This is a genomic window from Rhizobium sp. SL86 (assembly GCF_026672545.1).
GTDB lineage: Bacteria > Pseudomonadota > Alphaproteobacteria > Rhizobiales > Rhizobiaceae > Neorhizobium.
The window spans coordinates 1,278,227-1,292,868 of record NZ_JAPPRJ010000001.1 but is presented as its reverse complement, the minus strand read 5'-3'; the positions used below and the strand labels follow the sequence as shown (position 1 = coordinate 1,292,868).

The following is a 14,642-nucleotide window of genomic DNA, read 5'->3' as shown; positions in this document are numbered from 1 at the left end:
CCATGAGTACCGCTTCCGTACCCTTGCCCAACTGGATCACCTACGGGTTGATGCCGCTTCTGAATCTGCTGGTGGCCTTTTTCATCTCGGGCCTCGTGGTCTGGTGGATCGGCGAAAACCCTTTGGAAGCCCTGCGTCTCCTCATCGAAGGGTCGCTCGGTCGTGGTGATGCGATCGGCTTCACGCTGTTTTATACGACAAGTTTCATCTTCACCGGCCTTTCGGTCGCGGTTGCCTTCCATGCGGGCCTGTTCAACATCGGCTCCGAAGGCCAGGCCTATCTCGGCGGCTTGGGTGCAGCTCTCGTGGCGCTGGCACTCGACCAGTATGTGCCCTGGTATGTGACGATGCCGTTTGCCGTGATGGGTGCCGCACTTTTTGGCGCCGGCTGGGCCTTGATCCCCGCCTGGCTGCAGGCAAAGCGCGGCAGCCATATCGTCATCACCACCATCATGTTCAATTTCATCGGCGCGGCCCTGATGGTCTACCTGCTGGTGAACGTGCTGATCGTGCCGGGCAAGATGGCGCCGGAAACCCGCACCTTCCTGCCCGGCGGCCAATTGCCGAAGCTCGACTGGCTGATGGCCTGGTTCGGCCTGAAGCTCGGCCCGGCGCCGTTCAACGTCTCCTTCCTGATCGCGCTGGTGATGGCCTTCCTCGTCTGGGTGCTGATCTGGCGCACCAAGCTTGGTTATGAGATGCGCACGCTCGGCATCAGCCCATCGGCGGCCGTTTATGCCGGCATTCCTTATGCCCGCACCGTCATCATCGCCATGCTGATCTCCGGCGGTCTTGCCGGCATGATGGCGCTGAACCCCGTGATGGGTGCGTCGGCCCGCCTGCAGGTGGAATTTGTCGGCGGCGCAGGGTTTGTCGGTATTGCCGTGTCGCTGATGGGGCGCAGCCACCCGCTCGGCATCGTCTTGGCCGCACTTCTGTTCGGTATCCTCTACCAGGGTGGCGCGGACCTCTCCTTCGAGATGCCCAACATCACCCGTGAGATGATCGTCGTCATCCAGGGTCTGGTGATCCTGTTTGCCGGTGCGCTCGAATACATGTTCCGGCCGACCATGGTTCACATCTACCAGCGTTTCAAACGGGCCTGAGGGAGGACGTCATGGATTTCTTCGATATCGTCGTCAGCATCCTCGGCTCCACGATCCGCCTGTCCATCCCGCTCTTGTTCACGGCGCTGGCCGGCCTCTTTACCGAACGGGCCGGCGTCTTCGACATCGGTCTGGAAGGCAAGATGCTGGCCGCCGCCTTCGCCTCTGCTTGCGTTGCCTATCTCACCGGCAATGCCTGGCTTGGTCTTTGCGGCGGCATTGCCGTGTCGATCATCTTCTCGCTGATCCACGGTTTTGCCTCGATCACCAATCGCGGCAACCAGATCGTCTCGGGCGTGGCGCTGAACTTCGTTGCTGCCGGCCTCACCGTCGTGCTCGGCCAGGCCTGGTTCGGCCAGGGCGGGCGTACGCCGCAGGTCTCCGGCGATGGCCGTTTCACGCCGATCATCCTGCCCTTTGCCGATGCCATGCGCGAGGTTCCGGTCATCGGTCCGCTTTATGCCAATGTCATTTCCGGCAACAATATCCTGACCTATCTCGCATTCCTCGCCGTGCCGATCACCTGGTGGGTGCTGTTCCGCACCCGTTTCGGCCTTCGCCTGCGTGCCGTCGGCGAAAATCCGGGCGCGGTGGATACGGCCGGCATCTCGGTCACCTGGCTGCGGTACCGCGCAGTCATCGCCGCAGGTTTCCTCTGCGGGTTTGCCGGGGCTTACCTGTCGATTGCCCAGTCGGCGGCCTTCATCAAGGATATGTCGGCCGGCAAGGGTTATATCGCGCTCGCTGCCCTCATTTTCGCAAAGTGGAAGCCGGTGCCGGTCATGTTCGCCTGCCTGCTGTTCGGTTTCCTGGATGCCTTTGCCAATTTCATGCAGGGCAAGGCCGTGCCCGGCATTGGCGAGGTTCCGGTGCAGATCTTCCAGGCGCTGCCCTATATCCTGACCTGCATCCTGCTGGCAGGTTTCATCGGGGTGGCCCGGCCGCCGAAGGCCGGTGGCGTCGCCTATACCAAGGAGCGTTGAGTTTTCATGTCGCACGACCTGTTCGAAGCCGCCCGCGAGGCAATGGGCAAGGCTTATGCGCCCTATTCCAAGTTCCCGGTCGGCGCTGCCATCCGGGCCGATGACGGCAAGATCTATCTCGGCGCGAATGTCGAGAACCTGTCGTTTCCGCAAGGCTGGTGTGCCGAACCCACCGCCATCGGCAATATGGTGATGGGTGGCGGTCGCAAGATCGTCGAGATCGCCGTGATTGCGGAAAAGCTCGCCTGCTGCCCGCCCTGCGGCGGATGCCGGCAGAAGATCGCCGAGTTTGCCGGTCCCGAGACACGCGTCTACCTCTGCGACGACATGGGCGTCCAGAAGACGCTCACCATGGACGAACTGCTGCCCTTCTCCTTCCAGACGGACGTGATCGGATGAAGTCCGTCATCGATCTTCTGGTCGACCGGCTCGACGGGTTGATGCCGCGTCATGCGATCGTGCTCGGCTCGGGCCTCGGTTCGCTGGTTGCGGCAATCGAGGACCCGGTGCGGGTGTCCTACAGCGAGTTGCCGGGTTTCCCGGCGAGCGGCGTCACCGGCCATGCCGGCGAACTCGTGGCCGGACGTCTCGGTCGTTATCCGGTGATCATGCTGTCCGGTCGGGCGCATTATTACGAGCACGGCGATGCCTCTGCCATGCGCTACCCGATCGAGGTGCTGCACGGCATCGGCGTACAGTCGTTGATCCTCACCAATTCGGCCGGTTCGCTTCGGGAAGACATGCCGCCCGGTTCGGTGATGCAGATCGCCGACCACATCAACTATTCCGGCATGAACCCGCTGATCGGCGAAAGTGGCGACCGGCGTTTCGTCGGCCTGACCACGGCCTATGATGCGGATCTGGCGCTGGCTATCCGCAATGCGGCGATCCGCACCACGACGCCGCTTTATTCCGGCGTCTACATGTGGTTTTCGGGGCCAAGCTTCGAGACGCCGGCGGAAATCCGCATGGCGCGCATTCTCGGCGCCGATGCGGTCGGCATGTCGACCGTGCCGGAAGTCATCCTTGCTCGTTATGTGGGTTTGAAGGTTGCCGCCTGTTCGGTCATCACCAATTTTGGTGCGGGCATGACGGGTGCGGAACAGTCGCATGAGGAAACCAAGGAAATGGCTCCGAAAGGCGGCGAGCGTCTGGCGGCCATCCTGCGCGACATGTTCAACCACGAAAACCTTGCCTGAACTCACGGCGAGCGGGAAGCGGCGGGGCGTGTCGATCTGTCACTGCCCTGTCTTGGGTTGCCTCTAATCGATTGAAGGTTAAATATGGACACTCCGACCAAACCGGGAGGTCATGTCATGGAATTGTTGAGCCCGCGGGAAGTGGCGACCTTCGCCCTTACGCTCTTGGATCTGACGAACCTGCGCGAGGATTGCGACGCAGCCGCCATCGAGACGCTGTGCCGCCGTGCGCAGAGCCCGCATGGTGTGACCGCCGCCATCTGCATCTGGCCGCGCTTTGTGGCGCAGGCGCGCGGCATCCTGGGAGACGGCCATCCAGTGAAGATTGCGACCGTCGTCAATTTTCCGTCTGGCGAGCTGCCGGTGGCGTCCGTCGTGGAGGAGACGCGCCAGGCGATTGTCGACGGAGCCGACGAGATCGATCTGGTGATCCCGTACAGGGCTTTCCTGGGCGGCAACGAAACGGCCGTGACGGAGATGGTGAGCGCGGTCAGGGCTGCCTGCCCGTCCGCCTGCCTGAAGGTCATCCTCGAAACCGGGGAAATCAAGGACAGCGGCAAGATCCGCCGAGCTTCGGAACTTGCCATCGAGGCAGGTGCCGATTTCATCAAGACCTCGACGGGCAAGGTCAGCGTCAACGCGACGCTCGAGGCAGCCGATATCATGCTGCAGGCGATCCGCGACAGCCGCAAGAAGGTCGGCTTCAAGCCGGCCGGTGGCATTGCCACTGTCGCCGATGCCGATCTGTATCTGCGGCTCGCCGAAACCATCATGGGCGCTAATTGGCTGATGCCCTCCACCTTCCGGTTCGGCGCCTCCGGCCTGCTGGATGATATTCTGGCGACCATCGCTGGCACGGCTGGTCCACGCGCGTCCACCGGATATTGATCGGTCATGATCCCGCAGGAAATCATTCGCAAGAAACGCGACGGGCAGGAACTGTCCGCCGCCGAGATCCGCGCTTTTATCGAGGCGCTCACGGCTGAACGCATCTCGGAAGGCCAGGTTGCGGCCTTCGCCATGGCCACTTTCTTCCGCGGCATGACGCGCGAGGAAACCATCGCACTGACACTTGCCATGCGCGACAGTGGCGATGTGCTCTCCTGGCAGGAGATCAGGAAGCCGATTGCCGACAAACATTCGACGGGTGGCGTCGGCGACAATGTCTCCCTGATGCTGGCGCCGATCGTGGCGGCCTGCGGGCTTGCCGTGCCGATGATTTCCGGCCGCGGGCTTGGCCATACCGGGGGAACGCTGGACAAACTCGCCTCCATCCCCGGTTACCGCGTCATGCCGGGTGAAGACCTGTTCCGCAAGGCGGTCAAGGAGGCCGGCTGCGCGATCATTGGCCAGACCGGAGACCTCGCGCCGGCCGACAAGCGGCTTTACGCCATCCGCGACGTGACGGCGACGGTCGAATCGATCCCGCTGATCACCGCCTCCATCCTCTCCAAGAAGCTCGCCGCCGGACTTCAGACGCTGGTGCTGGACGTGAAATTCGGCAACGGTGCCTTCATGCAGAGCCAGGAAGAGGCGGAAGCGCTGGCCACGTCCCTGGTCGAGGTGGCCAATGGGGCAGGGGTGAGGACATCCGCGCTTCTGACAGACATGAACGAACCGCTGGCCGATGCGGCCGGCAATGCGCTCGAAGTCATTCATTGCGTTGATTTCCTTGCCGGCAAGAAGGCTGGAACGCGCGTGGAAGAGGTGACGCTTGCCTTTGCCGCAGACATGCTGCTGCAGGCCGGAAGCGTCGAGACGGTTGAGGCGGGGCTGGCGAAGGCGAAAGATGCCCTCTCCTCCGGCCGCGCCATGGAGACCTTCTCCCGTATGGTGCATGTGCTCGGCGGGCCGCAGGATTTCGTCCGCCACCCGCAGGATTACCTGCCGCGCGCTGCCTATGTGACGGCGGTTCCGGCCTCCGCTGACGGCTTTCTGGCTGCCAGTGATACGCGTGGTCTCGGTCTGGCCGTGGTGGAACTCGGTGGCGGGCGCAAACGTGCCTCCGATGAGATCGATCCCCGCGTCGGCCTCGACAAGATCCTGCCACTCGGCACAAAGGTCGAGAAGGGACAGCCGATCGCCTTCGTCCACGCTGCCGATCAGGCGATCGGGGAACAGGTCGCCCGACATGTCGCCTCGCTCTACGAGATTGCTGCGGAAAAGCCAGCCGACAGGCCGGTGGTGCTGAAGAAGATCGGCTGATCACCTACTGCTTCAGCTGCAACTGCCCGTCCTCCACCCCGAAGGAGGCCAGCCGGTTGAGGAAACTCATGCCGATCAGCGTGCCGGAGAGCGAGGTGTCGCGAAAGACGAGTGCGCGAACACCGGATACCCGGATTGCGTCGATTTCCACTCGATCAAGCGTGACCAGGGCGACCTTCGCTCCGCCGTTTGCCGTTGATGACGTGTACTTGAAATCGAGGCTGTTGGCGGAAAAGCCGAGACGCCGGGCGGTCGATTCGTTGATCGCCACCAGACTTGCACCGGTATCCACCATGCCCTCCACGGGTTTGCCGTTCAACTTGAACGTTGCCAGGAAATGACCGCGCCCATCGGAGGGCAGAACAACGGTGCCGGGGGCGGAAGACTGGACCTTGGCAGGCGCCACGGACTGGCTTGCGGTTGCAGGCTTTGATTGTGTGGCTGTCGCCGTTTCTTCCCGGCCAATGTTGGTGAGCCCCATCAGATAGGGGATCTGCGAGGCGACTGCGGCGGCGAAGGCGACAAGCATCAGCATGCGCAGCATGGACAAGGCTCCGGTTTCACCGGAACCGTAGACGGGAAGGCTGAACAAAAAACGCCCGCCACCGTCCGGTGCGGGCGTCTTTTGAACTTGATGTTAACGAAAGCTTACTTGGTCCCGTACATGCGGTCGCCCGCATCGCCGAGCCCCGGAACGATGTAACCCTTTTCGTTCAGGTGGCTGTCGATCGAGGCGGTATAGACCGGCACGTCCGGATGCGCCTCGCGAAAATTCTTGATGCCTTCCGGGGCTGCCAGCAGGCACAGGAAGCGGATATTGGCGGCCCCGCGTTCCTTCAGCTTGTCCACCGCGGCAATCGAGGAATTGCCGGTCGCCAGCATCGGGTCGACGACGATCACCAGACGCTCAGCCAGGTTTTCCGGCGCCTTGAAGTAATATTCCACCGGCTGCAGGGTTTCATGGTCACGGTAGACGCCGACATGCGACACACGAGCGGCCGGCACCAGTTCCAGCATGCCTTCCAGAAGACCGTTTCCGGCGCGCAGAATGGAGGCGAAGACGAGCTTCTTGCCTTCGAGGATCGGCGACTGCATCTCCGTCAGCGGCGTCTCGATCGTTTCCATCGTCAGTTCGAGATCGCGGGTCACCTCGTAGCAGAGCAGGGTGGAGATTTCCCTGAGCAGCCGGCGGAAGCTCGACGTCGAGGTTTCCTTCCGACGCATGATCGTCAGTTTGTGCTGCACCAGCGGATGATCGATGACTGTAACGCCGTCCATGAGAACCTGCCTTTGCTCTTCTTATCTCTTTGCTGTCATCACTCTTTCACGGAAAACCGGCTCTGCCGCAAGCGGTCAGGCCTGGTTTGCCGCATGATCCCCAGCCACATGCGCATCGAAACGCGAAAGAAGCGCCTGCCGCGTCCCCTCATCCATGAAGGCGGCCTCCAGAGCCGTGCGCGTCATGGCGTCGATCTCGGCATCGGAGAACCCCATGATGCCGGAGGCAAGCTCGTATTCGCGTTTCAGCGAGGTCTTGAAAAAGGGCGGATCGTCGGAATTGATGCAGAGGCGGATACCGGCATCCTTCAACTGCCGCAACGGGTGGCTCTCGAAATCGGCAAACACGTTGAGCGCCACGTTGGACCCCGGGCAGACTTCCAGCACGATCCCCTCATCCGCCAGACGCCGCAGGAGGGCGGGATCCTCGATCGAGCGCACGCCGTGGCCGATGCGCGACGGTTTGACGAGGTCGAGCGCATCGCTGACGCTGAAGGCGCCGCAGACCTCGCCGGCATGAATGGTCAGGCCGAGCCCCGCATCGCGGGCAATGTCGAAGGCGCGGGCATAGTCGGCAACGCGCCCCATGCGCTCTTCGCCCGCCATGTTGAAGCCGGTCACCAGCGGATTGTGGCTGCGGGCGGCATAGTCGGCGGCAGCGATCACCCGGTCTGGCCCGAAATGCCGCTCGCCGGTGACGATGATGCGGGCCTCGATGCCGGTCTTTGCCTTGGCAGACAGGATGCCATCGGTGATGCCGGCAAGATAGGCATCCGCCCCCAACCCGATCCGGTCGCCGTGATCGGGAGAGACGATGATCTCGCTATAGATCGTGCCGATCTCGGCCAGCTCCATGAGGTAGCTTTCGGTCAGAAGAGCATAGTCCTCCTCCGAGCGGAAAAGCGACGCCACCTTGTCATAACACTGGATGAACTCGGCAAAGTCGCGCCAGATATAGGTGTCGCCCTGGACGAAACCGGAGACATCGACGCCGTATTTTTCCGCCTGCCGCAGACTGAGGGCCGGCGGTGCTGCGCCTTCGATATGGCAGTGGATTTCCGCCTTCAGAAGATGATGGGTCACAGAAAACTCCGGCCGTATTTGCCTCGGGCGATGCCCAGATGAGCGGCGATGCTTTCGCCGATATCGGCATAACTGTCTCGGATGCCGATGTCGCGTGGGGCAACACCCGGCCCGTAGGCAAGAATCGGCACCCGTTCGCGCGTATGGTCGGTGCCGCGCCAGGTCGGATCACAGCCATGATCGGCGGTCAAAAGCAGAAGGTCGCCGGGTTTCATCTTGCGATGTACCTCGCCGAGCCGCCTGTCGAAGGCTTCGAGTGCCGCGGCATAACCGGGCACATCGCGGCGATGACCGTACAGCATGTCGAAATCGACAAAGTTGGTGAACACGAGATCGCCATCCTGAGCCTCGTCCATCACGGTCAGCGTCGCGTTCATCAGGGCGTCATTGCCATTCGCCTTGATGACACGGGAGACGCCCTGATGGGCAAAGATGTCACCGATCTTGCCGACGGCATGAACCGTGCGTCCGGCCTCCACAAGGCGATCGAGCAGCGTCGGCTCCGGCGGCAGGACGGAAAAGTCGCGCCGGTTGCCGGTACGCTCGAAGGTCTCTGGCGTCTCGCCGACGAAAGGCCGTGCGATCACCCGGCCGATGTTCAGCGGATCCACCAGCGTGCGTACCGTCTGGCAGAGCGCGATCAGCCGCTCCAGCCCGAAATGGATCTCATGCGCTGCGATCTGGAAGACGGAATCGGTCGAGGTATAGCAGATCGGTTTTCCGGTGCGGATATGCTCCTCGCCGAGCATTGCGATGATCTCCGTGCCGGAGGCATGGCAATTGCCGAGAATGCCTGGCAGGTTCGCCTCGCGACAGATGGCCTCCACGAGTTCTTCCGGAAAGGCATCGCCCTCCGTCGAGAAGTAACCCCAGTCGAACATCACGGGCGTTCCGGCGATCTCCCAATGGCCCGACGGCGTATCCTTGCCGCGGGAGACTTCGCTTGCGGCGCCGTGCAGGCCGTAGATGCGCTCTGGAACCCGCATGCCTGCCGGCCAGTCGCCTGAGGCCTGCTGGGCCGCATGGAGAAGCCCCAGCGCCGACATGTTTGGCAGCGTCAGCGGACCGCTCCGCAGGCCGGTCTTGTCGGCTGCGCCGGCCGCGCAGAATTCGGCGATATGACCGAGCGTGTTGGAGCCCAGATCGTCATATTTCGCCGCATCCCGGGCGCCGCCGATGCCGAAGGAATCGAGTACGAAAAGAAAGGCACGTGCCATCAATCACCACGTCTGCAGGGATTTGCCCTGGATGAGGGCAGCCTGATTGTTTCTGCCTTCATACAGGGCAGGCAGCAACGTTGCAAAGGGTGTCACACGCTATGAGCAATCCTTGCAGAGGACGGAATCGCCGACACGCTGGCGATAGAAATAGGTTCTGCCAATCGTGATCGAACGCGTTTCGGACGAGACGACCCCGGGCAGGAACATCAGGAGTTCGTGCGGAACGGAGAGTTCCGAGCGCACCAGGAACGTGTCCGCCGTCTTCATTTCGGTGGGAACACCCGTGACGGTCGTTCCCACGGCATAGGGAGCGGCATTGCTCTGATCCCAGGACCACACCACTTTGGGTGTGCCGGTCGAATCCACCTGAATGCCGGTGAGCTTCAGCGATATGCTGGCGGCGCTGCTGTTATAGGGAACGAAGATTGCCTTCGAGACATCCACCATCGTGGCGAGATAGGTCTTGTTGACCTCCGACTGCTGGGTCACCAGATCGGCCACCGTTCCCGCGGCGCGGGTAACGCGCTTGGACACGCTGAAGCCGATCGTCAGCTCGAAACAGGTGATGTAGAGCGCAATCAGGATGGGCGCGAGGATGGCGAATTCCACGCCACCGATCCCACGGCGGTCGATGAGCAGCCGCCGCAGAGGCAGGAAAATGCCACGTCTAAGCTTCGACCGGCAGCAGAATGGCTGTCTTGTGTCCCTCATGGGTAATCCTCGTTCTGGAAGGCCGAGGTCGCCACGATGAGGAAATAGTTCGGCACAGAACCATCGGTTGGCCGAATATTGGTAATATAGGGCCGCACGAGGTCGGTGATGATCTGCCAGCGATAATAGGCGCGCACCATATTGATCGACTTCGCTCCGCCGGGCGAATAACCGAAGGATGTGGTGTCGATATCGGCGTAGGTGTCCGAGGATTTTCGCGGGATCGTCGTCGGAATGTTTGCGAAGGTCGAGAAGGTGCGGACGTCGAGGTAAAGCTTGTCCGGCGTTGCGATCTCCTCCGCCGAGCACTGGATCAGGATCGCGATCTCATCGCAGAAGAGCTTGCGGAATTCCGTCTGCGTCTTGTCGGTCGAGCGACCGAGACCTGTTGTGATCTGGCCGGTTCTCAGCTGACGCGACAGAGTCTCGACCGCATTCGAAACCAGTTGTTCCGCCGTGAAGGCGACGAAGGTTTCGATGATCGCAAAGACGATCATGAAGTAGGGGATGGCGAGAATTGCGAATTCGATCGCAGCTGCGCCGTCACGGGATGGCCAGATTCGCCTCCACGCTGCCTTCGGCACTGTGGATGTGTTCGGCGTCAAATCTTGGTCAACACTCTCGCACATGCGGCTTACGGGTCTCCTTCGAGGCCCCGACGCTAGGCTGATTGTATTGATTTTCCGTTTCTTCCACCGTTAGAGTTTGCGCCAATGCGGCACAGATCAGTTGCCGGACGAACTGGATTTGGTGTCGGCGTGCTGCTCGCAATTGGGTGTGCAGGAAAGCACGGTGCGTTCTGTTTGGCGGAAAACGCGAACCGTATTCCCCTCGTCGATCGAAACGAGAATCCGCTCGTCGGCGATCGCATTGCCTTCTGAATCAAGGAGAACCAGGTTGGTCGTGCCGAAGCTGCGACCGGTGAGGACGATGGTCGTCGGATCGGCAACCGTGGCGTCGGCGACTTCCGCATTGCCGACGATGACCTTGCTGACGGGACGGTCCAGTTTCAGCACGCGGGCCTGATTCATGAAGACGCGTAACAGGCCGTCGCCCGAATCCATGGCGCCAGCCGTACCGGACAACAGCATCGTCGCGACCGCAGCGACACGCACAAGCATTACCGGGGCCATCGTCGATCCGCCTTCCCGCAATAGGTGTTTCATATGAAAGCATGGCGCGGATTGGTGAATGAACCGTTAACGTCCTAAAATCATTCGATTTTTCATTTTGATACAGGGTTTATGGCGCCGGTTCGTGTAACAATGATCCAATTCGTCCCGACGCGGCTGCGTCAAATGCCGAGCGATCAAGGCAAATTCAGCTTTGCTTGGATACGGCGGGACACATCTCAAATTTGAGCAATCGTTTTGAAATTACGTTTACCCTGCCATTCGTTGCTGGCCCGCAAGACTTTATTAACTGATCTTTTTAAGCAGATGGAAATCGAGCCCCCGTAATTTGGCCTCACCGAACAGCGGACAACAGTTGTCGGCAGTGCTGAAGTTAACCCGGATTAGGAGAGTAGCATGTCCAAGATTTTCGCACGTTTTCTGAAAGATGAATCGGGTGCAACGGCTATCGAGTACGGCCTGATCGCCGCCCTGATCTCGGTTGCCCTGATCGCCGGCGCCACGACGCTCGGCAACAGCCTGAACACCCAGTTCAACAACATCTCGACGTATCTTGACGTAGGCGCCAAGAGCTAAGTCGGAAAAGATTGAGGTCGAAAGCCGCCATCTGGCGGCTTTCCCAACCGCGGCAACATGATTTTGGTCCCAGAGATCAGGCATGGCCAGTTAAATCACGGGGCAAAACTATGGCATCATTTCTTGCCGTCATTCTCCCCGCAGCGCTCGCTATCGCCGCCGCAACGGACCTTCTGACCATGAAGATCCCGAACTGGGTTTCCATTATCCTGGTTCTTGCCTTTTATCCGGTGGCTTTGATCGCTGGGTTTGATCCCACCCAACTGGGAATTGCCACGCTCGCCGCTCTCGCCGTATTTGCTGGCTGTTTTGCGCTTTTTGCGATGAATGTCATGGGCGGCGGAGATGCCAAGCTGCTCACGGCCGCGGCGCTTTGGTTCGGCTACAATGCGTCCCTGGTGTCCTTCCTTGTTCTTGTCTCGATCGCCGGCGGCGTCCTGACGCTGCTGATCCTGCTGCTTCGATCGCAGGCGAATTCGATCATGGCGATCGGCCTTCCCTTGCCGCATTCACTTGTAACCGCCAAGAAGATACCCTACGCGATCGCCATCGCTGCCGGAGGGTTGCTCGCGTGGAGCGAGGCGCCTCTCTACACACTTCTGATGCGCAGCGCGGCATAAAGTATCGACAAATTTAACCATACCGTTAAGTGATACATTAACCTTAATTACACCATTGGCGGACCATTGTGCAGGGGATGTTCGGACTCCCTTAAGGAATGGTCATGAAACCCGCTCGCCTCATCATTCTCACCGTCGCAGTCGTTGCGGCCGGCCTTGCCGGTCTGCTCGCCATGCGCCTGTCCGGCGGAAAGACCGTCGTTCAGGAGGCGAAGGAGATCATCCGCAAGGAGCCGACGGTCAACGTTCTGGTGTCTGCGGAAAACCTTCCCGTTGGCAGCCGGTTGAATGACAAGTCGATCCGCTGGATGGCCTGGCCTGAAGGTGGCGTGACGGAAGGGTTCATCACGGAGTCCGCCCGGCCCCAGGCACTGGCCGAACTGACCGGTGCCGTCGTGCGACTGCCGATGTTTGCCGGCGAACCGGTGCGCGCCGAAAAGGTGGCGGATTCCTCGAACCGCATCATGTCCTCGATCCTGCCGTCCGGCAAACGTGCGGTGGCAACCGAGATCTCGGTCGCGACGGGCGCCGGCGGCTTTGTCCTGCCGAACGACCGGGTGGACGTCATCATGGTCCGCAAGAACACCGAAGGCCGTTATCTGACGGAAAACGTCCTGAACAATATCCGCGTCCTCGCGATCGATCAGCACATCGAAGAAAAGCAGGATGGCAGCAAGGCCGTTGTCGGGACCACGGCCACGCTCGAACTCACCCCGGATCAGGCAAAGGTTATCGCCGTCGCGCAGCAGATGGCAGACAGGCTCACCCTTGCACTGCGCTCCGTCGCGGATGTTCAGGAGCCCGATACGACAGCAGCCGATTACCTGCTGGCCGGTGGTGACGGCAAGGCGGAGGTCCAGGTCATCAAGTCGGGTGCGATCGTCACCGGCAGTAGCAGTAGCAACAGTACACCGGTCCAACGGTAAGTCGAAGAGGGCGCAAACGTGACGCACTTGTACAAGAGATCTCGCTCTGTCGCTGCAGCAAGCCTCTGCTTTTCCATGGCATTTAACGGCATAACGCCGGATTTCGTCGCCGGCCAGCTGAAGCTGCCGCAGGCGCAGGCCGCCGAACAGAGCATCATCCGCATTGCCGAATCCAGTCGCGGCAGCCGCAAGCGCCTGAAGCTTGGGTTGAACAAGGCACTGGTCGTTGATCTTCCGGCCGATGCCCACGACATTCTCGTTGCCGATCCATCGGTGGCCGATGCCATCACCCGCACATCCCGGCGCATCTATCTGTTCGGCAAGGCCGTCGGACAGACGAATATTTTCATCTTCGGACCCGGTGGCGAAGAAATCGTCAGCCTCGATCTGGAGGTCGAACGCGATATCAGCGGCCTCGAACAGAACCTGCGGCGATTCCTGCCGGAATCGGCCATCAAGGTCGAGATCGTCTCCGACAACATCGTGCTGACGGGCACGGTCCGCACCCCGCAGGATGCCGCGCAGGCGGAAAAGCTTGCCAAGGCCTTCCTGAAGGGCGGTGAAGCGACGACCCGCAACACGACGGCGACCAGCAACAGCAGCGGTGACGGAGCGGTCGCGATCTATGCGGAAGACCGTCAGGAATCGCAGATCGTCAACCTTCTGACCATCGAAGGCGAAGATCAGGTGACGCTCAAGGTGACCGTGGCGGAAGTCAGTCGCCAGGTCCTCAAGCAGCTCGGCTTCAACGGCACCATTTCCACCATCGGATCGGCGGCCAGCGGTGGGATCTCCTTCGCCAATCCGACGAACCTCGGCAACGCCGTCTCCGTCGGCGGTCTTGGACAGGCCACGGGCGCCATCGGCGATGTCAATCTCGCCACCTATGTCAACGCCATGGAACAGGCCGGCGTGATGCGCACGCTCGCCGAGCCGAGCCTCACCGCCATTTCAGGTGAAGAAGCGAAATTCTATGTCGGCGGCGAATACCGTATCGCCGGCCAGCAGGAAGTGTCCAACGACAGCGAAACGAACCAGACCACCGTTTCACGCACCATCGAGACCGTCGATTATGGGGTCGAGCTGAACTTCCGGCCGGTCGTTCTTTCCGCTGGCCGCATCAGCCTCAAGATCGAGACGAACGTGTCCGAACCGACCTACGAAGGGTCCGCCGTCACCGGCAACGGCTCGTCGGCCTCCATTCCCGGTTCGACCTATCTGTCGATCCGCAAGCGCGAAGCCTCGACCAGCGTCGAGCTTCCCTCCGGCGGCTCGATCGTGATCGCCGGTCTGGTCCAGGACAATGTCCGCCAGGCGATGTCCGGACTGCCGGGCATCTCGAAGGTTCCGGTCTTCGGCACGCTTTTCCGCAGCAAGGATTTCATCCGCAACGAGACTGAACTCGTCATCATTGCAACGCCCTATCTGGTGCGCCCGGTGGCCCGCAACGAGCTTGCCCGCCCGGACGACAACTTCAATCCGGAAAATGACGGCGCGATGTATTTCCTCAACCGCGTCAACAAGATCTACGGACGCAAGGAGCAGGTCGATGCCGGCCGTTACCATGGTGCCGTCGGTTTCATCTACAAGTGAGAGGCACGT

General features: G+C 61.0%; 17 protein-coding genes. 10 read left to right on the top strand and 7 right to left on the bottom strand.

Features of this window, described 5'->3' with window-relative positions; genetic code table 11:
• Nucleotides 1–2: 2 nt before the first annotated feature.
• From OU993_RS06555 to deoA, 6 genes are all read left to right on the top strand, one after another.
• Nucleotides 3–1,106 (top strand): ABC transporter permease, encoded by a 1,104-nt coding sequence (locus OU993_RS06555; RefSeq protein ID WP_268155537.1) that lies wholly within the window; start codon nucleotides 3–5, stop codon nucleotides 1,104–1,106.
• Between the two features lie 11 nt (nucleotides 1,107–1,117).
• The gene (locus OU993_RS06550) at nucleotides 1,118–2,089 is read left to right on the top strand and encodes an ABC transporter permease (protein ID WP_268155535.1); all 972 of its coding nucleotides are present in this window, start codon (nucleotides 1,118–1,120) and stop codon (nucleotides 2,087–2,089) included.
• Nucleotides 2,090–2,095: 6 nt separating this feature from the next.
• Nucleotides 2,096–2,488, top strand: coding sequence for a cytidine deaminase (locus OU993_RS06545; RefSeq protein WP_268155533.1), 393 nt, complete (start codon nucleotides 2,096–2,098; stop codon nucleotides 2,486–2,488).
• Nucleotides 2,485–3,288: a purine-nucleoside phosphorylase gene (locus OU993_RS06540; protein WP_268155531.1), complete on the top strand. Its 804-nt coding sequence runs from the start codon at nucleotides 2,485–2,487 to the stop codon at nucleotides 3,286–3,288. Before OU993_RS06545 ends, OU993_RS06540 begins: the two co-directional genes overlap by 4 nt.
• A 117-nt stretch (nucleotides 3,289–3,405) precedes the next feature.
• Nucleotides 3,406–4,176, top strand: coding sequence for a deoxyribose-phosphate aldolase (gene deoC / locus OU993_RS06535; protein ID WP_268155528.1), 771 nt, complete (start codon nucleotides 3,406–3,408; stop codon nucleotides 4,174–4,176).
• Nucleotides 4,177–4,182: 6 nt separating this feature from the next.
• Entirely contained in the window at nucleotides 4,183–5,493 is a 1,311-nt protein-coding gene (deoA, locus tag OU993_RS06530) for a thymidine phosphorylase (RefSeq protein WP_268155525.1), read from the top strand.
• Between the two features lie 4 nt (nucleotides 5,494–5,497).
• Here the strand turns inward: deoA and OU993_RS06525 are convergent, their stop codons facing one another.
• The 7 genes from OU993_RS06525 to OU993_RS06495 form a co-directional block, all read right to left on the bottom strand.
• Entirely contained in the window at nucleotides 5,498–6,037 is a 540-nt protein-coding gene (locus OU993_RS06525; RefSeq protein ID WP_268155523.1) for a TIGR02281 family clan AA aspartic protease, read from the bottom strand.
• Between the two features lie 104 nt (nucleotides 6,038–6,141).
• A complete protein-coding gene (upp, locus tag OU993_RS06520; protein ID WP_268155521.1) occupies nucleotides 6,142–6,771 on the bottom strand; it encodes a uracil phosphoribosyltransferase in 630 nt (209 codons plus the stop codon).
• A gap of 75 nt (nucleotides 6,772–6,846) precedes the next feature.
• Entirely contained in the window at nucleotides 6,847–7,854 is a 1,008-nt protein-coding gene (locus OU993_RS06515) for an adenosine deaminase (RefSeq protein ID WP_268155519.1), read from the bottom strand.
• Complete coding sequence (locus tag OU993_RS06510; protein WP_268155517.1) at nucleotides 7,851–9,071, bottom strand: phosphopentomutase; 1,221 nt, start codon at nucleotides 9,069–9,071, stop codon at nucleotides 7,851–7,853. The genes OU993_RS06515 and OU993_RS06510 overlap by 4 nt, the downstream gene beginning before the upstream one ends.
• 99 nt (nucleotides 9,072–9,170) lie before the next feature.
• The gene (locus OU993_RS06505) at nucleotides 9,171–9,785 is read right to left on the bottom strand and encodes a TadE/TadG family type IV pilus assembly protein (RefSeq protein WP_268155515.1); all 615 of its coding nucleotides are present in this window, start codon (nucleotides 9,783–9,785) and stop codon (nucleotides 9,171–9,173) included.
• On the bottom strand, nucleotides 9,782–10,414 hold the full coding sequence (locus tag OU993_RS06500) for a TadE/TadG family type IV pilus assembly protein (protein ID WP_268155513.1): 633 nt from the start codon (nucleotides 10,412–10,414) through the stop codon (nucleotides 9,782–9,784). Before OU993_RS06500 ends, OU993_RS06505 begins: the two co-directional genes overlap by 4 nt.
• A 96-nt stretch (nucleotides 10,415–10,510) precedes the next feature.
• Nucleotides 10,511–10,876 carry a pilus assembly protein N-terminal domain-containing protein gene (locus OU993_RS06495; RefSeq protein WP_268157542.1) on the bottom strand — a complete coding sequence of 122 codons (366 nt, stop codon included), beginning with the start codon at nucleotides 10,874–10,876 and terminating at the stop codon, nucleotides 10,511–10,513.
• 438 nt (nucleotides 10,877–11,314) lie between these two features.
• Here OU993_RS06495 and OU993_RS06490 point away from each other — a divergent pair, with 438 nt between their 5' ends.
• The 4 genes from OU993_RS06490 to OU993_RS06475 all read left to right on the top strand — a co-directional run bounded on the left by OU993_RS06490 (nucleotide 11,315) and on the right by OU993_RS06475 (nucleotide 14,633).
• Nucleotides 11,315–11,494, top strand: coding sequence for a Flp family type IVb pilin (locus OU993_RS06490; protein ID WP_268155511.1), 180 nt, complete (start codon nucleotides 11,315–11,317; stop codon nucleotides 11,492–11,494).
• Nucleotides 11,495–11,604: 110 nt separating this feature from the next.
• Nucleotides 11,605–12,114 carry an A24 family peptidase gene (locus OU993_RS06485; protein ID WP_268155509.1) on the top strand — a complete coding sequence of 170 codons (510 nt, stop codon included), beginning with the start codon at nucleotides 11,605–11,607 and terminating at the stop codon, nucleotides 12,112–12,114.
• Between the two features lie 104 nt (nucleotides 12,115–12,218).
• Nucleotides 12,219–13,040: a Flp pilus assembly protein CpaB gene (cpaB, locus tag OU993_RS06480; RefSeq protein ID WP_268155507.1), complete on the top strand. Its 822-nt coding sequence runs from the start codon at nucleotides 12,219–12,221 to the stop codon at nucleotides 13,038–13,040.
• Nucleotides 13,041–13,058: 18 nt separating this feature from the next.
• Complete coding sequence (locus OU993_RS06475; RefSeq protein ID WP_268155505.1) at nucleotides 13,059–14,633, top strand: type II and III secretion system protein family protein; 1,575 nt, start codon at nucleotides 13,059–13,061, stop codon at nucleotides 14,631–14,633.
• The last annotated feature ends 9 nt before the right edge of the window (nucleotides 14,634–14,642 follow it).